The following is a 21,935-nucleotide window of genomic DNA, read 5'->3' as shown; positions in this document are numbered from 1 at the left end:
GCGCCGCTACAGCCTGCACCACAACCCAGTTAGCGGATGGCTTGCACCGTCATCGGTGAACCCGATTGATTGCCCACCAGCTCGGTCAGCATATTATTCACGCCATCGCTCATCGGGGTGAAACGCGTTAACGGCGAGCGAGTCACCACCACAAACACGCCGACGTTGTGCTGCGGCACCATCGCCATATAGGTAATGAAGCCGCCGCCACCGCCGGTTTTCTGAATAATCCCCGGACGACCTTCCTTTGGCCCCATATAGACCCAACCCATGCCCAGCGCATCGGCGCGGCCCGGCACATCCATGCCTTCCACTTTGGTTAGCTGGTCACGACGATAAATCAGCGTTTGCAGGCGATCAATTTGCGGCGTGCGGTGATTCACCGCCGAGTTAAGGAACTGCTGCATCCAGCGGCCCATATCGTCTGGCGTTGAGTAAACGCCGCCGCTACCGATGGCCGCAAGCGTGTTGTTACACGGACTGGCACCTTTCTCGGCAATCATCAGACGCTGACACTGATCCGGTGACGGCGTAAAGGTGGTGTCTTTCATGCCCAGCGGACGCGTTATCAACTGCTGGAACAGTGCTGGATAGGACATGCCCGCCGCTTTGGCGAGCGCATCGCTCAGCAGATCAAAGCCCAGGTTTGAATAGGCGGCATTGGTGCCTGGCGCGGCCTTTAATGCCGCTCCGCTCAGCCACTGCCAGCGATCGGACTTGGTCGGCCAGACAAACACCGGACGATGCGGTTTACCGCCGGGCTGCTCGCGCGGCAGGCCGCTGGTGTGGGTGGAGAGGTTAATCAGGCGAATCGGCTGGCCGTTATAGCTTGGCACGCGCGCGCCAGGCGGCGCGTATTTGCTCAGCGGATCGTCAAGACGCAGTTGACCGCGTTCGGCCATCTTCACCATCACTTCGCTGGTCATCAGCTTGCTGAGCGAGGCAATACGAATCACCGAATCGGGCTGCGGACGCACGTTGTTGCCGGGGCGCGTATCACCAAAGCTGGCGAAAACCCGCTGATTGCCATCAATCGCCACCAGCGCCATGCCGCTTGCGCCGCTGCCATAGAAAATGTGCTCGGCGTAGCGATCAACAATTTGCGATGCCAACAGCGGATCGGGCGACGACTGCGCCATGCTTTTTAATGGAAGCACAGTAACCATTAAGGCCAGTAAAAAAGGAGTACGTTTTTTCAACGGGAAAGCGTCCGCTATAAGAATCGGAGGAAAGCTTATAGTAATCAGTTTGCGCGAGGCGTGAAGGGGGCAGGGCGGATTTTTTTCTGTTTCAGGCTGTGATCAAAAAATGGCCCTTACGCCAAAAAGACGCAGGGCCAGATCGATTAGTGCGGCTTGAGTAAAGCTTCAGTATGGCTGACGATGTTCTCCACGGTGAAACCGAATTCCGGGAACAGTTTGCCGGCGGGGGCTGACTCACCAAAGGTGGTCATACCGACAATCGCGCCATCCAGACCAACATACTTGTACCAGTAATCAGCAATACCGGCTTCGACCGCCACGCGCGCTTTCACGCCGGATGGCAGCACCGATTCGCGATACGCGACATCCTGCTTATCAAACACGTCGGTGCTCGGCAGCGAAACCACGCGAATCTTATGGCCAGCAGCGGTGAGTTTATCCGCCGCGCCCAGCGCGATTTCAATCTCCGAACCGGTGGCGATGATGATCGCATCCGGCGTGCCGTTGCTGTCCTGCAGCACATAGCCACCGCGTGCAATATTCGCCACCTGCTCTTTGCTACGCTCTGGCTGCAGCAGGTTCTGACGCGACAGGATCAGCGCGGTTGGCCCATGATGGCGCTCAACGGCGGCTTGCCACGCCACGGCGGTTTCCACCTGATCGCACGGACGCCACACACTCATGTTTGGCGTAACGCGCAGGCTGGCAATCTGCTCAACTGGCTGGTGTGTCGGACCATCTTCGCCGAGGCCGATGGAGTCATGCGTATAGACCAGCACCTGACGCGCCTTCATCAGCGCCGCCATGCGCACCGCATTACGCGCGTACTCGACGAACATCAGGAAGGTAGCGGTATATGGCACAAAGCCGCCGTGATGCGCGATGCCATTGCCGATCGCCGTCATACCAAATTCACGTACGCCGTAGTGAATGTAGTTACCGGCACTATCCTCTTTGATCGATTTTGAGCCCGACCAGATGGTGAGGTTACTGGGTGCCAGATCCGCTGAGCCGCCGAGGAATTCCGGCAGCAGCTTGCCAAACACTTCCAGCGTATTTTGTGAGGCTTTACGGCTCGCGATTTTCTGTGGATTAGCCTGCAGCTCTTCAACAAACTTCTGCACTTCGCTACTCCAGTTAGCCGGCATTTCACCGCTCAGACGACGGGTAAACTCCTGCGCCAACTCGGGGTGTGCCTCTTTATAAGCGGCAAACTTATCATCCCAGGATTTCTCGCGCTGCGCGCCCGCTTCTTTGGCATCCCACTGCTGATAAATCTCTTTCGGGATCTCAAACGGCGGATAGTGCCAGCCCAGTTTCTGCCGCGTCAACGCCACTTCTTCTTCGCCCAGCGCCGCGCCGTGCGACTCCTCTTTACCGGCTTTGTTCGGCGAGCCGAAACCGATAGTGGTGCGACAGATAATCAGTGACGGCTTGTCGGTAACGCTTTGCGCCTCTTTAATCGCCGCAGCGATCGCTGCCGAATCATGGCCGTCGATACCTTCTGCGCTACCGATGACGTGCCAGTTGTAGGCTTCGAAACGTTTGTGCGTGTCGTCGGTGAACCAGCCTTCGGTTTCACCATCGATGGAGATGCCGTTGTGATCGTAGAGGCCAATCAGTTTGCCGAGGCCGAGCGTACCGGCCAGCGAGCTCACTTCGTGCGAGATGCCTTCCATCAAACAACCATCGCCCATAAACACGTAGGTGTGGTGATCGACGATGTCGTGGCCGGGACGGTTAAACTGCGCCGCCAGCGTGCGTTCGGCAATCGCTAAACCTACCGCGTTGGCCAGGCCCTGGCCGAGCGGTCCGGTGGTGGTTTCCACGCCTGGCGTGTAACCGAGTTCGGGATGCCCCGGCGTTTTAGAGTGCAGCTGACGGAAGTTTTTCAACTCTTCCATCGGCAGGTCGTAGCCGGTGAGATGCAGCAGGCTGTAGAGCAGCATCGAGCCGTGACCGTTGGAAAGAATAAAGCGGTCACGATCGGCCCACGCCGGATTGTTGGGATTGTGTTTCAACACATCGCGCCATAACACTTCGGCGATATCTGCCATGCCCATCGGCATACCTGGGTGCCCGGAATTTGCTTTTTGTACCGCATCCATGCTGAGTGCACGAATTGCGTTAGCCAACTCTCTGCGTGAAGACATAAGGTTCTCCCTTGTGATTTGGCGATAGCGGATGAGCCAATGCCCATCCGCCATAAGAGTGAGTGCGGATTACAGACGAGAAGAGAGCACGTCTTCCAGCTTCTGCTGGTCGACGGCGAACTGACGAATGCCGTCTGACAGTTTTTCTACCGCCATCGGATCCTGATTGTGTTCCCAGCGGAATTCCGCTTCTGAAAGTGAAGCCGGCTGATGGAAACCTTCGGTTGATGGCTCCAGCTTACGCTCCAGCGGCGCGTCGCTGTTGGCCAGCTCTTCCAGCAGGTTAGGGGAAATGGTCAAACGGTCACAGCCGGCCAGCGCCTGAATCTGTTCCACTTTACGGAAGCTGGCGCCCATGATGACGGTGCTGTAACGGTGCTTCTTGTAGTAATCGTAGATACGGCGCACAGATTTCACGCCCGGATCTTCATCGACCACATACGGATCCATGGGTTTGCGGGTGTTGTACCAGTCGTAAATACGGCCAACAAATGGCGAGATCAGGAACACACCGGCTTCGGCACAGGCACGCGCCTGAGCGAAGGAGAACAGCAGCGTCAGGTTGCACTGAATACCGTTTTTCTCCAGCTCCTCGGCGGCTTTGATGCCTTCCCAGGTTGACGCCAGTTTGATCAGAATGCGTGAGCGGTCGATGCCGTGCTCTTCGTACAGACGCACCAGCTTCTCAGCTTTGGTGACACACATGCCACGATCGAAGGAGAGGCGCGCATCCACTTCGGTCGAAACACGGCCCGGTATGCTTTTCAGAATTTCCATACCGAGGTTAATCGCCACTTTGTCGCTGGCGTTGATGATTTGTGTCTCTTTGCTGCCGCCCTGTTTTTTCGCGTAGTCGATGGCGTCATCAATCAGATGTTTATAACCCTCAAGACCGGCGGCTTTCAGAATCAATGAGGGGTTGGTGGTCGCGTCTTCTGGATTGTAATGGCGAATGGATTCGATATCGCCGCTGTCCGCCACCACGGTGGTGTATTGTTTCAATGCATCTAGCTGGTTCATCACTTAACTCCTTGATTAGCAATAATGTGGGCAAAGGTGTTGCACCCATTCCTGTTAAGTATTGGTCCAACACAGTGCTACAGACGTTACACGAAGAAAATGCGTTTTCTCTGATTGTGGCGTCCTGGCGCTTAAGAGGTGCGATAGTGAAAGGAGGACTGGCCTAAACGGTTCAGCTACGCTTTTTGCCATCAATAAGGATAGCAGGCTGTGCCGATCCCGCAGGCGAAGCGGTGGCAATCCGTGCCTTTCAGTCTGTGCGTTCTTTGAGCGCCTTCACCCTCTTTTGTGCCGCACATTCCTATACTGAATGCCTATTTAGCGATGCCAAAGGATGCCCAATGGACGATCAACTCAAGCAAAGCGCGCTCAATTTTCATCAATTTCCCACGCCCGGAAAAATTCAGGTTTCACCCACCAAACCGTTAGCCACGCAGCGCGATCTGGCGCTGGCCTATTCGCCCGGCGTCGCTGCGCCTTGTCTGGAAATTGCCGCCGATCCGCTGGCGGCGCGCAAATACACCGCGCGTGGCAATCTGGTAGCGGTGATCTCCAACGGCACCGCGGTGCTGGGGCTGGGTAACATTGGCGCGCTGGCGAGTAAGCCGGTGATGGAAGGCAAGGGCGTGCTGTTCAAAAAGTTCGCCGGCATTGACGTGTTTGATATCGAAATCGATGAGCGCGATCCCGATAAGTTGATTGAGGTGATTGCCGCGCTGGAACCCACTTTTGGTGGCATCAATCTGGAAGATATCAAAGCGCCCGAGTGTTTCTATATTGAGCAACAGCTGCGTGAGCGCATGCAGATCCCGGTATTCCACGACGATCAGCACGGCACGGCGATCATCTGTACCGCGGCGGTGCTCAACGGCTTAACCATCGTTAAAAAAGCCATCAGCGAGGTGCGGCTGGTGGTTTCCGGCGCAGGTGCCTCGGCGATTGCCTGCCTGAATCTGCTGGTGGCGCTCGGCATGCAGCAGCACAACATTGTGGTGTGCGATTCCAAAGGCGTGATCTATCGCGATCGCGAGCCGAATATGACGCCGACCAAAGCGGCCTATGCGGTGGCCGACAGCGGCGCACGCACGCTGGACGAGGTGATTGGCGGCGCGGATATTTTCCTTGGCTGTTCCGGCCCCAAAGCGCTGACGCCGGAGATGGTGCAGAAGATGGCGCAGGATCCGCTGATTCTGGCGCTGGCCAATCCCGAGCCGGAAATCATGCCGCCGCTGGCCAAACAGGTGCGGCCCGACGCGATTATCTGCACCGGGCGCTCTGATTTCCCCAATCAGGTGAACAACGTGTTGTGCTTCCCGTTTATCTTCCGTGGCGCGCTGGATGTGGGTGCCACGGCGATTAATGAGGAGATGAAGCTGGCGGCGGTGCACGCGATTGCGGCGCTGGCACAGGCGGAACAGAGCGATGTGGTGGCGTCGGCGTATGACGATCAGGATCTGAGTTTCGGCCCGGAATACCTGATCCCCAAACCGTTTGATCCGCGTTTAATCGTGCAGATTGCGCCCGCGGTGGCGAAAGCGGCGATGGAATCGGGCGTCGCCACGCGACCGATTGAGGATTTTGATGCTTATCGTGAGCAGCTCACCGAGTTCGTCTATAAAACCAACCTGTTTATGAAGCCGATCTTTTCGCAGGCGCGTAGAGATCCCAAACGCGTGGTGCTGGCAGAAGGCGAAGAGGTGCGCGTGCTGCATGCCACGCAGGAGCTGGTGACGTTAGGGCTGGCGAAGCCGATCCTGATTGGCCGGCCGAATGTCATCGCTATGCGTCTGCAAAAGCAGGGTTTGAAGATCGAGGCGGGCAAAGATTTTGAGATCGTCAATAACGAATCGGATCCTCGTTTTAAAGAGTACTGGAATGAGTATTACCAGATCATGAAACGGCGCGGCGTGACGCCGGAAACTGCCCAGCGCGCGGTGATCGGCAATCCCACGCTGATTGGCGCGATCATGGTGCATCGCGGTGAAGCCGATGCGCTGATCTGCGGCACCATCGGCGATTATCAGGAACATTATGATGTGGTGGAGAAAGTGTTCGGGCTGCGAGAGGACGTGAAGGTGGCGGGCGCGATGAATGCGCTGCTATTGCCGAGCGGCAATACCTTTATAGCTGACACCTACGTTAATGAAGATCCCAGCGCAGAACAGCTGGCGGATATCACGCTGCTGGCGGCGGAAACGGTGCGACGCTTCGGCATTGAACCGCGCGTGGCGCTGCTGTCGCACTCCAGCTTTGGCACCTCAAATGCGCCGGGCGCGCGCAAAATGCGTGACGTACTCGCGTTGATTCAGCAACGCGCCCCGGATCTGGAGATTGACGGCGAAATGCACGGTGATGCGGCGCTGGTCGAGAGCATTCGCCGTGAACTGATGCCGGACAGCCCGCTGAAAGGCACCGCGAATTTGCTGATTATGCCGAACGTCGAAGCGGCGCGTATCAGCTATAACCTGCTGCGCGTCTCCTGCTCCGAAGGTGTCACGGTGGGACCGGTGTTGATGGGGATTAGCAAGCCGGTGCATGTATTGACGCGTATCGCCTCGGTGCGGCGCATCGTGAATATGGTGGCGTTAGCGGTGGTGGAGGCGCAGACCGAGCCGTTGTAACGATTTGATTAGCGAATGTGTTGCGCCGCAATGAAATTCTGCACACCTTGTAGCGGCGCAATTCATTGCGCGATAAATCGCGCCGCTACGGGGTGTGCGGTTGGTTAATTATGTAGCTTCAACCAATCTTTGACCGGCAGGAAATCGCGGTACAAGGCGGCTTCGGGGGAATCGGCTTCTGGCTGATAATCGTATTCCCAGCGCACCAGCGGTGGCATCGACATCAAAATGGATTCGGTGCGGCCGCCGGTTTGCAGCCCAAACAGCGTGCCGCGATCCCACACCAGATTGAACTCGACGTAGCGACCACGACGATAGAGCTGGAACTGGCGCTCGCGATCGCCCCACGGCAGCGTTTTGCGCTTCGCCACAATCGGCAGGTAGGCGTTGGCAAAACCGTTGCCGACTGCCTGCATGAAATCGAAGCAGTAATCGAAATCGGGCGTGTTTAGGTCGTCATAAAACAGGCCGCCGATACCGCGCTGCTCGTCGCGATGCTTGAGGTAGAAGTAATCGTCGCACCACTTTTTGTAGCGCGAATAAACCTCCTCACCAAACGGCTGGCATAGATCGTGCGCGGTTTGATGCCAGTGCAGCGCATCCTCTTCGAAGCCGTAATAGGGCGTAAGATCGAAACCGCCACCAAACCACCACACCGGATCGGCGCCCGGTTTTTCCGCAATAAAGAAGCGCACGTTGGCGTGGCTGGTGGGCACATAAGGATTGGATGGATGCACCACCAGCGATACGCCCATCGCTTCAAAGCTGCGCCCGGCCAGTTCAGGACGATGCGCGGTGGCGGACGCGGGCATTTGATCGCCGTGCACGTGCGAGAAGTTTACGCCGGCCTGTTCAAATACCGCGCCATCACGCAATACGCGACTGCGTCCGCCGCCGCCGCCGGGACGTTGCCACTCATCTTCGGCAAAGCTCGCCTTGCCATCTTCCGCCGCTAATTGGGCGCAAATATCATCTTGCAGCGCCAGCAAAAAGGCTTTGACGCGGGAAATATCGGGATTGCTCATCAGTCACTCGTTCCGGAAATTTGCCGCGATTCTACCACAGGATAAAGACTATGCTTCGCGACGATCGACCTCATCGAAGTAGCGGGTGATGCCGTCGGCAATGGCGCTGGCAATTTTCTGGCGGAACGCCTGCGTGCCAAGCAGCTGCTCTTCACGCGGATTGGTAATAAAGGAGGTTTCCACCAGCACCGAAGGAATCGACGGCGATTTCAGCACCGCAAATGCAGCCTGTTCGGTGTGCTGGCTGTGCAGATGATGCACCGGACGAATCTGGTCGAGGACGTGTTTACCCAGCGTCAGGCTGTTGCGAATGGTATCGGTCTGCACCAGATCGAACAGAATCTGGTTGAGGTAATGATCTTTATCCTGCACCTCAGCGCCGCCCACTTTGTCGGCATCGTTTTCACGCTGCGAAAGGTATCGCGCCATCGCGCTGCTGGCACCGCGATTGGAAAGGGCAAACACCGATGCGCCGTTAGCATCCGGGCTGGTGTAGCCGTCGGCGTGAATCGACATAAACAGGTTAGCGCCGTGCTGGTGGGCGATTTCGACGCGCTGATAGAGCGGAATAAAGTGGTCGCTGTCGCGCGTCAGGCGCACTTCGATGCGTGGATGCGATTGCAACAGCGTCTTCACGGTATTGGCGATCGCCAGCACAATGTGTTTCTCTTCCGAACCCTCTTCGCCGACGGCGCCGGAATCGATGCCGCCGTGGCCGGGATCAATCATCACGATACGTTTGCCGTTGCTGGCGGGTTTCGGTGGCGTATGACGCGGACTAACGCGCAAATCGCTGTTCTGTTCTTTGGCCTGCACCGCACGCGGTGACAACACCGCCAGCGCTAAACCGGAAAGTATCAGTTGGCGACGATTGGTAAGGCGCTTAAGCAGTGAAATCTTCATCATTTACGGGTCCATGGCAGGTAAATCCTGCCCCGTGTTATAGCGTAACAATTGCCAGGCGGCGACCTCGCAACTATTTCAAGTGTTTACTTTCTATTGCAACAGACTAACAGCGATGTCGCGCTTTTTTTGCTCCGTTGTCACGCGTGAGGGTTGCGCCTGGCAAAGAATGCGTGATAATCAGCGAATTGTGCCTAACAGCAGGGTAACGTCGATGGAAATCCGTTCTTTCCGCCAGGAAGATTTTGAAGAAGTGATCACGCTCTGGGAGCGTTGCGATTTGTTACGCCCATGGAACGATCCGGAGCTGGACATTGAACGCAAAATGAACCACGACGCGGAACTGTTTCTGGTCGCGGAAGTCGGTGGCGAAGTGGTCGGCACGGTGATGGGCGGCTACGACGGCCATCGCGGCTCCGTCTACTATCTGGCGGTGCATCCTGATTATCAAGGCCGTGGCTTTGCCAATGCGTTGATGAATCGTCTTGAGAAGAAGCTGATTGCGCGCGGTTGTCCAAAAATCAATTTGATGGTGCGCGAAGAGAACGATCAGGTGGTGGCGTTTTACGAAAAGCTCGAATACGAGCCGGTGGACTCGCTGCTGCTGGGCAAGCGTTTGATTGAAGATCGCGAGTATTGAGGGTCGGTTTGAAATACCTTCCCGAAGAGTACGATGCGAAAGGGCAGCTGCGGCTGCCGTTTCTTTTCTGGCTGATCCTGTTATTGCAGGCGCGCACCTGGCTGCTGCTGGTGATGGCGGGCGCATCACGCCAGCAGGGCAATGATTTGCTGGCGCTGTTCTATCCCGACCGCCAAAGCTTCTGGCTGGGGCTGGCGTTAGGCATTCCGGCGGCTATCGGCTTATTGCTGACCGGCTATCGCCAGCGCTGGCCGCGCCTGTGGCAAAGCTGGCGTCATGTATTGAGCGCATCGCTCCTTGTCAGCCTGCTGTGGCAGGGTTCCAGCCTGCTGCAAGGCGCCTTTCCCGACTCGCCGCTGCCGCTGTTATTGACGCTGTTTGACCTGCTGGCGTTGTTCTGGCTGCAAACGCAACCTCGCCTGCGCGACTGCTTTCTGCCGGAACATCAGCAGGTCGAATAAACTTTTTGCCGGTTTGTGACTCCAACAGGCACGCCAATCGGCTTAGCAGATCAAGGAGTTTTCATGAAAGTTGTTCGTCACGCACTGCTGGTTAGCAGCATGGTTCTGGCCGGCTGCGCCAGTTCGGGTTCCTCTGGCAGCGCGAGCGATAGCGAAAGCCATTGGTACAATCCGCTTAGCTATCACTGGTCGGCGCTCAATCCACTCGGCTGGTTTGGTGGATCGCTGGAGGTCACCGAGCAAGGCGTTGCGGGCCTGACGAGCACCACCTCAATGTCGGAAGACGCCATCCATAAAGCGCTGAACGGCGATTACAAACTGCGTCAGGGCATGCGCACGCAGAATGGTCAGGTGGTGGATTTCTGGCAGGCGCTGGATGGCGACAACGTTAAATTGGTGATTAACGGCAGCAGCAGCGTGGAGCGCATCGAAGTGCAGGATGCCGATGCCAAAGCGGCGGACGGCAGCAAGATCGGCGCTCTGTTCAGCGATAAGTTCAGCAAAGCCTTTAACAACTGCAAAATGGCCACCGGTCTTGATGCACGCGATGTTGAGTGCCGTGCGCCGGGCAGCCAGCACATCTCCTACATTTACAGCGGTGAATGGCATGGTCCGGAAGGCTTGATGCCGTCGGACGATACCCTGAAAAGCTGGAAAATCAGCAAGATCGTTTGGCAGCGTTAAACCAGATAAAACTTGCTTAAAAACCCGCTCAAAAAGTGTGGCTTTCCGGTATGATGCGGGCGAAAAAATATCGTCTAACCTTCATGCCGGAGAGCATAGCAATGTCTCAGTTTCAGAGCGGGATCCTGTTGGAGCACCGCCGTTTCGCCATTTGGCTCGAAGCCCGCGTTATGGGCGATCTTGACGCGCTGCGCCAGGGCAGCAAATTCTTCTTACAGCAGCTTGAAGCGCTGCAGACGCAATTCAGTGATGCCGGATTGGGCGCGGTGATCGCCTTTGGTGATGCGCTGTGGCGCGATCTGCAAGGCAACGCTTCTGCACCTGAACTCAAAGCTTTCGCCGCGCTTGGTAACGGCATTGCGCCTGCCACGCAGCGCGATTTGCTGATCCATATTCAATCTCAACGACACGACGTGAACTTCGCGCTGGCTCAGGCGGCACTTAGCGCCTTTGCCGCTGCGGTCAATATCGAAGAAGAGACGCACGGTTTCCGCTGGATTGAAAATCGCGATCTGTCGGGCTTCGTCGATGGCACGGAAAATCCGCAGGGCGAAGCGCGCAAGGAGGTAGCGATTATCAGCGCAGGCGCGGATGCGGGCGGCAGCTATGTGTTTACCCAGCGCTGGGAGCACAACCTTAAGCTGTGGAACCGCATGGCGGTGGAGAAACAGGAAGCGATTATTGGCCGTACTAAAGAGACGGATGAAGAGTTGCCGGGCGATCAGCGTCCTGCGACATCGCATCTCAGCCGCGTCGATCTGAAAGAAGAGGGCAAAGGGCTAAAGATTCTGCGCCAGAGCCTGCCATACGGCAGCGCCAGTGGCACGCATGGGCTGTACTTCATCTCTTACTGTCATCGTCTCTACAATATTGAGCAGCAATTGCTGAGCATGTTCGGCGAGCGCGACGGCAAGATGGACGCCATGCTGCGCTTCACCAAACCGGTTAGCGGCAGCTACTTTTTTGCGCCGTCGCTGGATGCTTTGCAAGCGCTGTAACCTCTATGTATTAAGGTCAACCTGGCGCGATTCATCGCGCCGCTACGGATATCAGCCCTTATTTGTCGCGGCGCCATTTATTGCGCAATGAATCGCTTAATGCCGATTTACATTTCCATTCGCCGCATAAACTCTCCCGCCGTCTTATGCCTTTTTAGACTTTGAAATCCCTAAACGATATATAAAACCGTTACAGCTTTCCCCTGAGTTATAAATACACTGACAGCATCTAATGGCATTGGCTTAACTGTCGTCTTTCAGGGTGCAGCATGACACTTCCGATTTCGAAAAAATGGCTTGGCGGTATCGCGCTGTCGTGTGCTTTAGCCGGTGCGGCGCAAGCGACCGAGTTGCTGAATAGCTCTTACGACGTTTCGCGCGAACTGTTCGTTGCCCTGAATGCACCCTTTGAAAAACAGTGGGACGCTGCCCATCCTAATGACAAGCTGACCATCAAGCAGTCGCACGCCGGTTCTTCTAAGCAGGCGCTGGCGATTCTGCAAGGGCTGCGCGCCGATGTGGTGACCTACAATCAGGTGACCGATGTGCAGGTGCTGCACGACAAAGGCCAACTGATTCCCGCTGACTGGCAACAACGTCTGCCAAACAGCAGCTCACCGTTTTACTCCACCATGGCGTTTCTGGTGCGTAAAGGTAACCCAAAGCAGATTCACAGCTGGGCCGATCTGGCGCGCGATAACGTGAAGCTGATTTTCCCTAACCCAAAAACCTCGGGTAACGGCCGTTACACTTATCTCGCCGCGTGGGGCGCTGCCGATCAGGCGGATGGCAAAGATAAAGCCAAAACTGAAGCCTTTATGGCGAAGTTCCTCAAGAACGTGGAAGTGTTTGATACCGGCGGTCGCGGTGCGACCACCACCTTTGCCGAGCGCGGTCTGGGCGATGTGCTGATCAGCTTTGAATCGGAAGTGAATAACATCCGTAATCAGTACGGCAAAGACGACTACGAAGTGATCGTGCCAAAAACCAATATTCTGGCGGAGTTCCCGGTGGCGTGGGTCGACAAAAATGTCGAGCACAACGGCACCGCAGACGCGGCCAAAGCCTATCTGAATTATCTCTACACGCCTGAAGCGCAGAAAATCATCACCAATTATTATTATCGCGTGAATAACCCGCAGCTGATGGCGGAGCAGAAAGATCGCTTCCCGCAGACAGAACTGTTCAACGTCAAAGACGCCTTTGGCGGCTGGGATAACGTGATGAAAGTCCATTTTGCCAATGACGGTGAGCTGGACAAATTACTGGCAGCGGGGCGCGGTTAATGTTCGCGCTCGCTCAAAAACGTGTTTTGCCGGGCTTTGGATTGAGCCTCGGCACCAGCTTACTCTTCACCTGTCTGATTCTGCTGCTGCCGATCAGCGCGCTGCTGATGCAGCTGTCGCAGATGACGCTGGCGCAATACTGGGCGGTGATTAGCCATCCACAGCTGATCGCCGCCTATAAAGTGACGATTCTGGCGGCGGGCGTGGCCTCGCTGTTCAACGCCGTATTCGGCATGCTGATGGCGTGGATTCTGACGCGTTATCGCTTCCCCGGCCGCACGCTGCTGGATGGTTTGATGGATCTGCCATTTGCGCTGCCGACTGCGGTGGCAGGTTTAACGCTGGCGGGCCTGTTTTCGGTCAACGGCTGGTACGGTCAGTGGCTGGCGCATTTTGATATCAAAGTCTCTTACACCTGGCTCGGCATCGCTGTGGCGATGGCCTTTACCAGCATTCCGTTTGTGGTGCGTACCGTGCAGCCGGTGCTGGAAGAGTTAGGTCCGGAATATGAAGAAGCCGCGGAAACGCTGGGCGCAACGCGCTGGCAGAGCTTCCGTCGCGTGGTGCTGCCAGAAGTGGCGCCGGCATTGCTTGCCGGCACTGCGCTGTCGTTTACCCGCAGCATCGGTGAGTTTGGCGCGGTAATCTTTATCGCCGGCAACATCGCCTGGAAAACGGAAGTGACCTCGCTGATGATTTTCGTGCGTCTGCAGGAGTTTGATTATCCGGCGGCGAGCGCCATCGCCTCGGTGATCATGGCGGCTTCTTTGCTGCTGCTGTTCGCGATTAACACCTTGCAGAGCCGCTTCGGCCGTCGCTTAGGAGGCCACTGATGGCGGAGATTTCACACATCAACCACGCCGACCGCCAGCCAATCAACTGGGGCAAGTGGCTGCTGATTGGCATCGGTGCGCTGGTTTCCATCCTGCTGCTGGTGGTGCCGATGGTTTCCATCTTCTGGGAGGCGCTCAACCAGGGTTTGGTTGCCTCGCTGAGTAACCTGAAAGATGGCGACATGCTGCACGCCATCTGGCTGACCCTTTTGGTGGCGCTGATTACCGTGCCGGTCAACATGGTGTTCGGTACGCTGCTGGCGTGGCTGGTGACGCGCTTCACCTTTCCCGGCCGCCAGCTGCTGTTGACGCTGTTTGATATCCCGTTTGCCGTGTCGCCGGTGGTTGCCGGCTTGATGTATCTGCTGTTCTGGGGCGTCAACGGTCCTGCCGGTGGCTGGCTGGATGCGCACAATATTCAGATTATGTTCTCCTGGCCGGGCATGGTGCTGGTCACCATCTTCGTTACCTGTCCGTTTGTGGTGCGTGAGTTGGTGCCGGTGATGCTGAGCCAGGGCAGTCACGAAGATGAAGCGGCGGTGCTGCTCGGCGCATCCGGCTGGCAGATGTTCCGCCGCGTGACGTTGCCGAATATCCGCTGGGCGCTGATGTACGGCGTGGTGCTAACCAACGCACGTGCGATTGGCGAATTTGGTGCGGTCTCGGTGGTTTCGGGATCGATTCGCGGCGAAACCTATACCTTGCCGCTTCAGGTTGAATTACTGCATCAGGATTACAACACCGTGGGCGCCTTTACTGCCGCCGCGCTGCTGACCCTGATGGCAATCGTAACGCTGTTTCTGAAAAGCGTGGTGCAGTGGCGATTAGAGCATCAGCAGAAGCGCCTACAGGAGGAAAATCATGAGCATTGAGATTAAACAAATCAACAAATCGTTTGACCGCACATCGGTTCTTAACGACATCTCTCTGGATATTCCTTCCGGCAAGATGGTGGGGCTGCTGGGGCCATCCGGTTCTGGTAAAACCACGCTGCTGCGTATCATCGCTGGGCTGGAACATCAGAATAGCGGACAGATCCATTTCAATGGCAAAGACGTCAGCCGCATCCATGCGCGCGATCGTCAGGTGGGCTTTGTGTTCCAGCACTACGCGCTGTTCCGCCACATGACGGTGTTCGACAATATCGCCTTTGGCCTTACCGTTCTGCCACGTCGCGAACGTCCAGGTGCTGCTGAGATCAAACAGCGCGTTACGCGTCTGCTTGAGATGGTACAACTTTCCCATCTGGGCAACCGCTTCCCGGCACAGTTGTCCGGTGGGCAGAAGCAGCGTGTAGCGCTGGCGCGTGCATTGGCGGTAGAACCGCAAATTCTGCTGCTGGATGAGCCGTTTGGCGCGTTGGATGCGCAGGTGCGTAAAGAGTTGCGTCGCTGGCTGCGTCAGTTGCATGAGGAGTTGAAATTCACCAGCGTGTTCGTGACCCACGACCAGGAAGAAGCGATGGAAGTGGCGGACACCGTGGTGGTGATGAGCCAGGGCAACATTGAACAGGTTGGTACGCCAGATGACGTATGGCGCGATCCATCGACGCGCTTTGTGCTGGAATTCCTTGGCGAAGTGAATCGCTTTACAGGCGAAGTACATGGCTCTCAGTTCCATGTGGCCGCGCATCGCTGGCCGCTGGGCTACACGCCTGCGCATCAGGGCGAAGTTGAACTGTTCCTGCGTCCGTGGGAAATCGATATTTCACGCCAGAGCAGCCTGGAAACGCCTTTGCCGGTGCAGGTGCTGGAGATCAGCCCGCGCGGCCACTTCTGGCAGTTGGTAGTTCAGCCGAGCGGCTGGCAGGGCGAGGTGTTCTCCGTGGTGTTCGACGGCGATCACCATGCGCCGATGCGTGGTGAACGCCTGTTCGTTGGCCTGCAACAGGCGCGAATTTACCATGGCACTACGCCGCTTCGCCCGGTTGCCTTTGCCGAGAGCGCCTGATATTTTTGACACTCCTTCGGGCGGGACTTTCCCGCCCGTTTTATTTGCCCCTCTTTCGTCTGGAATTAAACCGTGACCACACTGGAAAATACCATCGGCAATACGCCGTTGATAAAGTTGCAGCGCCTGACGCCTGATAACGGCAGCGAGATCTGGCTAAAGCTGGAAGGCAACAATCCAGCCGGTTCCGTCAAAGACCGTGCGGCCTGGTCGATGATTCATCAGGCGGAGTTGCGCGGTGACATCAAACCGGGCGATACCTTAATTGAAGCCACCAGCGGCAATACCGGCATTGCGCTGGCGATGATCGCCGCGATGAAGGGCTACAAGCTGCGCCTGTTGATGCCCGATAACATGAGCCAGGAGCGCCAGGATGCGATGCGCGCCTACGGCGCTGAATTGCTGCTGGTATCGCGCGAGCAGGGCATGGAAGGGGCACGCGATTTGGCGCAGGCGATGGCCGATCGCGGCGAAGGACGTGTGCTGGATCAGTTCAACAATCCCGATAATCCGCTGGGCCACTATCTCACCACGGGCCCGGAAATCTGGCAGCAAAGCGCTGGCCGCATGACGCATTTTGTCTCCAGCATGGGCACCACCGGCACCATTACCGGCGTTGGGCGTTACCTGAAAGAGTTCGCGCCAGCGGTGCAGATAATTGGCCTGCAGCCACAAGAGGGCAGCAGCATTCCCGGTATACGTCGCTGGCCTGAAGCCTATTTGCCTGGCATTTTCCGTCCGGAGTTAGTGGATGAGGTAATAGATATGGCGCAGCGCGAGGCGGAAGAGACCATGCGCGCGCTGGCGCAGCGTGAAGGGATTTTCTGTGGCGTCAGCTCTGGCGGCGCGGTGGCGGGCGCATTGCGTATCGCCACGGCCCAGCCAGGCAGCGTGGTGGTGGCGATTGTGTGCGATCGCGGCGACCGCTATCTCTCAACCGGCGTTTTCCACTGATCCCACCTTCCCACCGATGATTTGGCCTGCGCGTACTGTGATGGTACGTCCAGGCCATTTTTGTCTATAGTCTTCGTAATATTCGTCTGACGTAAGCAACGTAAGGATCGCGTAAAACCGGCTGCGTTCGTTGTGGACTCAGGACAAAATAGCGGCAATTTACACGAGAGATAACGATGAAAATTCTGCTGGTTGATGATGATGTAGAACTTGGCACCATGTTGAGCCAATACCTGATTGCTGAAGGTTTTGAAACACAACTGGTTTTAACCGGTAGCGCCGGGGTGGAAGGCGCGTTATCGGGCAACTATACCGCAATGATTCTCGACATCATGCTGCCTGATATGAGCGGCATCGATGTGCTGCGCCAGGTGCGGCAGAACAGCCGATTACCGGTAATTATGCTGACGGCGAAAGGCGACAATATTGATCGGGTGATCGGCCTGGAAATGGGTGCGGATGATTACATGCCGAAACCGTGCTATCCGCGTGAACTGGTGGCCCGTCTGCGCGCCGTGCTGCGTCGCTTTGAAGATCAGACTCCGCTGCCGGATAAGAAAGAGCTGCTGCGCTGGGGCGATCTCAGCCTCAATCCCGCCACGCGTATCACCGAATGGCAGGGCAAAGCGTTCGATCTGACGGCTTCAGAGTTTAACTTGCTGGATTTGCTGCTGCGTGCGCCGGATCGCGTGGTGTCGAAAGATGAGCTGTCGGAAAAAGGCCTTGGCCGCCCGCGCGAAGCTTACGATCGTAGCGTTGATGTGCATATCAGCAACATCCGTCAAAAGCTGGCTGCCTTAACCGCCGACAGCGTCAACATTGAAACTGTGCGCAGTATTGGTTATCGCATTCGATGAAACACAGCTATCGCGGCCGCATGTTCTGGAAGATTTTGCTGGGCTTCTGGATTGTGTTTGTCATCATCAGCCAACTGTTGTGGCTAGGCTTTACGCTCTCCGGTAATCGACATGAGCCGCCAGAGCTGGTGGCGATTCGGCGTATCGTTAATCTGCAAATGGCGTCAGCGGTTTCAGTACTGGAGCGCGGTGGTCCCAGCTCGCTTGATGACATGATGGCCGACTGGGAACCGAACGATCGGCAATTCTTCTCGGTGATCCAGCACGAAAAACCCGCTGCGACGCCCAACAATGCGCCGCCAGAAAGCATCAACGAACCCTTTCAGGGACCGTTTCCTGATGTGATTGTGCGCTGGGTAAAAGGGCAGGATGGCAAACAGTACGAGCTGCGTTACGACGTTAAAGGTCTGCGCGAAGACAGCTCAATGGGCGGCGGCCGCCCGCGCCGCATCCTGAATATCCCCGAACCGATGTTTACCTTCGCTGGCGCATTGGGGCTGCTGTTTAGCCTGCTGCTGGCGTGGAACCTGACGCGACCAATGCGGCAGCTGCGTGAGGGCTTTGCGCGCGTCTCCAGCGGTGATTTGTCGGTACGGCTCTATCCGGTGATGCGCAAACGCCATGATGAGCTCTCGAACGTTGCGCAGGATTTTGATGCGATGGTCGAGCGCCTCGATACGCTGGTGAAAGCGCGTGAGGAGCTGCTGCATGATATCTCCCACGAGCTGCGTTCACCGCTGGCGCGCTTGCAGCTGGCGACAGGCCTGGCGCGGCAGACGCCGGAATCCGTCGAATCCTCGCTCAATCGCATTGATGAGGAAGCCCGACGCCTCGACAAGATGATTGGCGAGCTGCTGACGCTTTCGCGCGCTGAGCACGAAAGTATGCCTGGGGAACAATATTTCGACCTTACCGGCCTGCTGCATGCGGTGGTGACCGATGTGCGCTACGAAGCGCAGATTCCCGGCGTGATTGTCGATTTTCAGGTGGATGAGAATGCCGATTACACCGTTCACGGCAATGCGGAACTGATTCGTCGTGGTGTGGAGAATGTGCTGCGCAATGCGCTGCGATTCTCGCACAAAGGGCAGCACATCAACGTGCGGCTGCAGGCGGAAAATCAGTGGCTGGCAATTAGCGTGCGCGATCAAGGGCCGGGCGTGGACGATGAGAAGCTTTCGAGCATCTTCGATCCTTTTGTACGGGTTAATTCTCCGCTGATGGGCAAAGGCTACGGTTTGGGGCTATCGATTGTGCGTAAGGTGATTCTGGCGCATCACGGTGAAGTTCAGGCGGTAAATCGCCCGGAAGGTGGTCTGGAGTTAACGTTAAGGTTACCGCGCTGGAAGCAGGAATGATTTTTCCTGATAACGCGCACATTTGCTACACCGGGCAGGACGACGGGGCAGAGGAGTAAAGCGTCCCGCGCCATGGACGGCGCGGGCCGAGGCCCAGGGACGGTTTATGCCGTCTTTACGATCTGACCCGTCGTCCTGACCGCTCCTCGCACATACAGAGTTAAGTAAACAAAAAACGGCACCCATTGGGTGCCGTTTTGCAATTCTCACGAATCAGCCGAAGTTTACTTTTTAATGCGGATAACCGGAGTCTCGCCCACAGTTACCTGACCGGAGAGTTTGATCAGGTCTTTAATCTCGTCCATGTTCGAGATTACAACCGGCGTCAGCGTGGATTTCGCTTTCTCTTCCAGCAGTGCCAGATCAAACTCGATCACCACGTCGCCTTTCTTAACCTTCTGGCCTTCTTCAGCGATGCGTTTGAAACCTTCACCTTTGAGCTCAACCGTGTCGATACCGAAGTGAACAAACAGTTCGATACCGTTATCAGACTCGATTGAAAATGCGTGGTTAGTTTCGAAAATCTTGCCGATAGTACCATCAACCGGTGCAACCATTTTGTTGCCGGTTGGTTTGATTGCGATACCGTCACCCACGATTTTCTCAGCGAATACCACATCAGGTACGTCTTCGATATTTACGATTTCGCCTGACAGAGGCGCAACGATATCAATAGTGCCTGACGCGCTCTCTGATTTTTCGCCAAAAAGTTTAGAAAACAAACCCATGATCTTCTCCTAAGCAGTAATTTGAGGCTAGCGTCCGTGGATCAGCAGAGCGTTTTTTCTTTAATGAACTTGTTGACCAAATTCATCAAATCATCCGCTGTTGGTTGATCCAGAGCCTGCTCCGCCAATGCCTTCGCATCTTCGAAATTAGTATTACGAATGATTTTCTTGATGCTTGGGATTGAAATGGCGCTCATGCTGAATTCGTCCAGCCCCATTCCCAGTAACAGTAGTGTAGCACGTTCATCACCAGCCAGCTCACCACACATGCCGGTCCATTTCCCTTCGGCATGTGATGCATCGATCACTTGCTTAATGAGGCCAAGAACAGACGGCGTCATTGGGTTATAGAGGTGTGAAATCAAATCATTACCACGATCGACCGCCAGAGTATACTGCGTCAGGTCATTTGTCCCAATACTAAAGAAGTCGACTTCTTTCGCCAGATGGCGAGCAATCACTGCGGATGCTGGCGTTTCAACCATGATGCCGACTTCGATGGTCTCATCAAAGGATTTGCCTTCTTCACGCAGTTGCGCTTTCAACAGCTCCAGTTCGCCTTTCAGAATGCGAACTTCTTCTACTGAAATGATCATTGGGAACATGATGCGCAGTTTACCGAATGAGGATGCACGCAGAATCGCGCGCAGCTGCGCATGCAAAATCTCTTTACGGTCCATGGCGATACGAATCGCGCGCCAGCCGAGGAACGGGTTGTCTTCTTTCGGCAGGTTCATGTAAGGCAGATCTTTGTCGCCGCCGATGTCCATGGTACGCACGATAACCGCCTGCGAACCCACGGCTTCAGCCACGGCTTTATACGCCTGGAATTGTTCTTCTTCGGTTGGCAGTGAATCACGGTCCATAAACAGGAACTCGGTACGATACAGGCCAACACCTTCCGCACCGTTGCGCTCAGCACCGGCAACATCACGCACGGTACCGATGTTAGCGCAGACTTCAACCTGATGGCCGTCCAGCGTAATGGCTGGCAGATCTTTCAGTTTCGCCAGTTCATGCTTTTCAGACAGATATTGAGTCTGAATTGCTTTCAGTTCTTCCTGCACGTCATCAGTTGGATTGACGTAAATTTTGTTGTTCACGCCATCAATGATCAGGAAATCACCGTTTTTCACGGTGGCAGTCACGTTGCCGGTGCCGACAATCGCAGGCAGCTCAAGCGAACGCGCCATGATCGAGGTGTGAGATGTACGCCCACCCAGATCGGTAATAAAGCCCAGCACCTTTTTCAGGTTCAGCTGTGCGGTTTCTGACGGCGTTAAATCTTTCGCCACCAGAATAGATTCGTCAGCAATCGCACTCAGGTCGACAATGTGCAGACCGAGAATGTTCTGCAGCAGACGCTTACCAATATCACGTACGTCAGCCGCACGCTCTTTCAGGTATTCGTCATCCAGCTCTTCCAGTGCAACGGCCTGGCCTTCAATCACGGTGTGAGCAGCGGCGTCCGCGGTAGCATGGTCTTTCTTGATGAGGTCGATGATTTCCTGCTCAAGCTCTTCGTCTTCGAGCAGCATGATGTGACCTTCAAAGATCGCCGCTTTCTCTTCACCGAAGGTTTCACCGGCTTTAATGCGAATGGCTTCGAGCTGTGAAGCAGCTTTGCTGCGTCCATCGAGGAAGCGCTGAACTTCCTGCTCAACCTGATCGTCAGTAATTTTTTTACGGCTGATGACGATCTCATCTTCCTTCAGCAAAAGTGCGTTGCCGAAAGCGATACCCGGTGATGCTAAAATGCCTGAAATCATAACCCTACCTTTTAATCACGATGGCTCATTGACCCGATGCGTCGCCACTGTCGCGGAGCAGTACTCTAAAGATGCAATAACGCGGACAGATTGTCCGCGATCAAGATATTTGCACTCAATGGGGCAAAGGGGTCGGTTTAGTTGCGAACTGAGCCGGTTACTCCAGCTCAGCCATCAGCTTGACCAAGTGCTCAACCGCTTGCTGCTCGTCTTCACCTTCAGCAGACAGCGTAACAACCGTACCTTGAGTCAGACCCAAAGTCTGCAGTTTAAACAGGCTTTTCGCGCTGGCAGATTTGCCATTAGAGGTCACATTGATTTCTGACTTAAAAGCCTTTGCTTCTTTGACGAACTGGGCTGCAGGACGAGTATGAAGGCCGTTAGGTGCGGTAATGGTAACTTCTTGCTGGAACATTCTATTTCCCCAACTTTATCAGGTTTGGTGTTATGGATCTAAAGTCTAGCCTGGAGCCGTAACTTTAGCCTGTGTAGG

20 protein-coding genes are annotated in these 21,935 nt (G+C 55.8%); 12 read left to right on the top strand and 8 right to left on the bottom strand.

Annotated features, from left to right (window positions below):
• Positions 1-29: 29 nt before the first annotated feature.
• From ampH to tal, 3 genes are all read right to left on the bottom strand, one after another.
• On the bottom strand, positions 30-1,199 hold the full coding sequence (gene ampH / locus AAF463_RS14005; protein WP_350260965.1) for a D-alanyl-D-alanine-carboxypeptidase/endopeptidase AmpH: 1,170 nt from the start codon (positions 1,197-1,199) through the stop codon (positions 30-32).
• A 146-nt stretch (positions 1,200-1,345) separates the two neighbouring features.
• A complete protein-coding gene (gene tkt / locus AAF463_RS14000; RefSeq protein ID WP_350260964.1) occupies positions 1,346-3,355 on the bottom strand; it encodes a transketolase in 2,010 nt (669 codons plus the stop codon).
• Positions 3,356-3,424: 69 nt separating this feature from the next.
• Entirely contained in the window at positions 3,425-4,375 is a 951-nt protein-coding gene (tal, locus tag AAF463_RS13995; RefSeq protein ID WP_101763551.1) for a transaldolase, read from the bottom strand.
• 341 nt (positions 4,376-4,716) lie between these two features.
• On the opposite strand from tal, the gene maeB reads away from it, so the two are divergent.
• A complete protein-coding gene (maeB, locus tag AAF463_RS13990) occupies positions 4,717-6,996 on the top strand; it encodes an NADP-dependent oxaloacetate-decarboxylating malate dehydrogenase (protein WP_350260963.1) in 2,280 nt (759 codons plus the stop codon).
• Positions 6,997-7,100: 104 nt separating this feature from the next.
• Here maeB and hemF read toward each other — a convergent pair whose 3' ends face one another.
• Positions 7,101-8,021: an oxygen-dependent coproporphyrinogen oxidase gene (gene hemF / locus AAF463_RS13985; protein ID WP_110866510.1), complete on the bottom strand. Its 921-nt coding sequence runs from the start codon at positions 8,019-8,021 to the stop codon at positions 7,101-7,103.
• A 48-nt stretch (positions 8,022-8,069) separates the two neighbouring features.
• On the bottom strand, positions 8,070-8,927 hold the full coding sequence (gene amiA / locus AAF463_RS13980) for an N-acetylmuramoyl-L-alanine amidase AmiA (RefSeq protein ID WP_110866511.1): 858 nt from the start codon (positions 8,925-8,927) through the stop codon (positions 8,070-8,072).
• A 211-nt stretch (positions 8,928-9,138) separates the two neighbouring features.
• Between amiA and AAF463_RS13975 the strand changes: the two genes are divergently transcribed.
• From AAF463_RS13975 to AAF463_RS13925, 11 genes are all read left to right on the top strand, one after another.
• Positions 9,139-9,564: a GNAT family acetyltransferase gene (locus tag AAF463_RS13975; protein WP_061717913.1), complete on the top strand. Its 426-nt coding sequence runs from the start codon at positions 9,139-9,141 to the stop codon at positions 9,562-9,564.
• 8 nt (positions 9,565-9,572) lie between these two features.
• On the top strand, positions 9,573-10,025 hold the full coding sequence (locus AAF463_RS13970; protein WP_233501682.1) for a DUF2919 domain-containing protein: 453 nt from the start codon (positions 9,573-9,575) through the stop codon (positions 10,023-10,025).
• A 63-nt stretch (positions 10,026-10,088) separates the two neighbouring features.
• Entirely contained in the window at positions 10,089-10,709 is a 621-nt protein-coding gene (locus AAF463_RS13965) for an RpoE-regulated lipoprotein (RefSeq protein ID WP_350260962.1), read from the top strand.
• 101 nt (positions 10,710-10,810) lie between these two features.
• A complete protein-coding gene (locus AAF463_RS13960; RefSeq protein WP_350260961.1) occupies positions 10,811-11,707 on the top strand; it encodes a Dyp-type peroxidase in 897 nt (298 codons plus the stop codon).
• 269 nt (positions 11,708-11,976) lie between these two features.
• Positions 11,977-12,993, top strand: coding sequence for a sulfate ABC transporter substrate-binding protein (locus AAF463_RS13955; RefSeq protein WP_350260960.1), 1,017 nt, complete (start codon positions 11,977-11,979; stop codon positions 12,991-12,993).
• Positions 12,993-13,826 (top strand): sulfate/thiosulfate ABC transporter permease CysT, encoded by an 834-nt coding sequence (cysT, locus tag AAF463_RS13950; RefSeq protein WP_064739484.1) that lies wholly within the window; start codon positions 12,993-12,995, stop codon positions 13,824-13,826. The genes AAF463_RS13955 and cysT overlap by 1 nt, the downstream gene beginning before the upstream one ends.
• Positions 13,826-14,698: a sulfate/thiosulfate ABC transporter permease CysW gene (cysW, locus tag AAF463_RS13945; protein WP_350260959.1), complete on the top strand. Its 873-nt coding sequence runs from the start codon at positions 13,826-13,828 to the stop codon at positions 14,696-14,698. Before cysT ends, cysW begins: the two co-directional genes overlap by 1 nt.
• Positions 14,688-15,776, top strand: a complete 1,089-nt coding sequence (gene cysA / locus AAF463_RS13940) for a sulfate/thiosulfate ABC transporter ATP-binding protein CysA (RefSeq protein ID WP_101763572.1) — start codon at positions 14,688-14,690, stop codon at positions 15,774-15,776. Before cysW ends, cysA begins: the two co-directional genes overlap by 11 nt.
• Positions 15,777-15,848: 72 nt before the next feature.
• Positions 15,849-16,730, top strand: coding sequence for a cysteine synthase CysM (cysM, locus tag AAF463_RS13935; RefSeq protein WP_110866517.1), 882 nt, complete (start codon positions 15,849-15,851; stop codon positions 16,728-16,730).
• 176 nt (positions 16,731-16,906) lie between these two features.
• The gene (locus tag AAF463_RS13930) at positions 16,907-17,587 is read left to right on the top strand and encodes a response regulator transcription factor (RefSeq protein ID WP_008107810.1); all 681 of its coding nucleotides are present in this window, start codon (positions 16,907-16,909) and stop codon (positions 17,585-17,587) included.
• Positions 17,584-18,945 (top strand): ATP-binding protein, encoded by a 1,362-nt coding sequence (locus tag AAF463_RS13925; protein WP_101763574.1) that lies wholly within the window; start codon positions 17,584-17,586, stop codon positions 18,943-18,945. The genes AAF463_RS13930 and AAF463_RS13925 overlap by 4 nt, the downstream gene beginning before the upstream one ends.
• Positions 18,946-19,169: 224 nt before the next feature.
• Here the strand turns inward: AAF463_RS13925 and crr are convergent, their stop codons facing one another.
• From crr to ptsH, 3 genes are all read right to left on the bottom strand, one after another.
• Positions 19,170-19,673: a PTS glucose transporter subunit IIA gene (gene crr, locus AAF463_RS13920; protein WP_008107804.1), complete on the bottom strand. Its 504-nt coding sequence runs from the start codon at positions 19,671-19,673 to the stop codon at positions 19,170-19,172.
• 41 nt (positions 19,674-19,714) lie between these two features.
• Positions 19,715-21,442 carry a phosphoenolpyruvate-protein phosphotransferase PtsI gene (gene ptsI, locus AAF463_RS13915; protein ID WP_110866519.1) on the bottom strand — a complete coding sequence of 576 codons (1,728 nt, stop codon included), beginning with the start codon at positions 21,440-21,442 and terminating at the stop codon, positions 19,715-19,717.
• Positions 21,443-21,599: 157 nt separating this feature from the next.
• Positions 21,600-21,857 (bottom strand): phosphocarrier protein Hpr, encoded by a 258-nt coding sequence (gene ptsH, locus AAF463_RS13910; RefSeq protein ID WP_101763576.1) that lies wholly within the window; start codon positions 21,855-21,857, stop codon positions 21,600-21,602.
• Positions 21,858-21,935 lie beyond the last annotated feature (78 nt).

This window comes from Pantoea sp. BJ2 (genome assembly GCF_040255075.1).
Classification (GTDB): Bacteria; Pseudomonadota; Gammaproteobacteria; order Enterobacterales; family Enterobacteriaceae; genus Pantoea; species Pantoea leporis.
The sequence above is the reverse complement of the archived record's forward strand: the minus strand, read 5'-3'. Positions and strand labels throughout refer to the sequence as shown.

Coding starts and splice junctions, on each gene's coding strand:
- AAF463_RS13930 (WP_008107810.1), top strand. CDS start 16,907: ATGAAAATTCTGCTGGTTGATGATGATGTAGAACTTGGCACCATGTTG.
- ptsH (WP_101763576.1), bottom strand. CDS start 21,857: ATGTTCCAGCAAGAAGTTACCATTACCGCACCTAACGGCCTTCATACT.
- crr (WP_008107804.1), bottom strand. CDS start 19,673: ATGGGTTTGTTTTCTAAACTTTTTGGCGAAAAATCAGAGAGCGCGTCA.
- AAF463_RS13960 (WP_350260961.1), top strand. CDS start 10,811: ATGTCTCAGTTTCAGAGCGGGATCCTGTTGGAGCACCGCCGTTTCGCC.
- ptsI (WP_110866519.1), bottom strand. CDS start 21,442: ATGATTTCAGGCATTTTAGCATCACCGGGTATCGCTTTCGGCAACGCA.
- AAF463_RS13965 (WP_350260962.1), top strand. CDS start 10,089: ATGAAAGTTGTTCGTCACGCACTGCTGGTTAGCAGCATGGTTCTGGCC.
- cysA (WP_101763572.1), top strand. CDS start 14,688: ATGAGCATTGAGATTAAACAAATCAACAAATCGTTTGACCGCACATCG.
- amiA (WP_110866511.1), bottom strand. CDS start 8,927: ATGATGAAGATTTCACTGCTTAAGCGCCTTACCAATCGTCGCCAACTG.
- AAF463_RS13975 (WP_061717913.1), top strand. CDS start 9,139: ATGGAAATCCGTTCTTTCCGCCAGGAAGATTTTGAAGAAGTGATCACG.
- cysT (WP_064739484.1), top strand. CDS start 12,993: ATGTTCGCGCTCGCTCAAAAACGTGTTTTGCCGGGCTTTGGATTGAGC.
- hemF (WP_110866510.1), bottom strand. CDS start 8,021: ATGAGCAATCCCGATATTTCCCGCGTCAAAGCCTTTTTGCTGGCGCTG.
- AAF463_RS13955 (WP_350260960.1), top strand. CDS start 11,977: ATGACACTTCCGATTTCGAAAAAATGGCTTGGCGGTATCGCGCTGTCG.
- AAF463_RS13925 (WP_101763574.1), top strand. CDS start 17,584: ATGAAACACAGCTATCGCGGCCGCATGTTCTGGAAGATTTTGCTGGGC.
- tal (WP_101763551.1), bottom strand. CDS start 4,375: ATGAACCAGCTAGATGCATTGAAACAATACACCACCGTGGTGGCGGAC.
- cysW (WP_350260959.1), top strand. CDS start 13,826: ATGGCGGAGATTTCACACATCAACCACGCCGACCGCCAGCCAATCAAC.
- tkt (WP_350260964.1), bottom strand. CDS start 3,355: ATGTCTTCACGCAGAGAGTTGGCTAACGCAATTCGTGCACTCAGCATG.
- maeB (WP_350260963.1), top strand. CDS start 4,717: ATGGACGATCAACTCAAGCAAAGCGCGCTCAATTTTCATCAATTTCCC.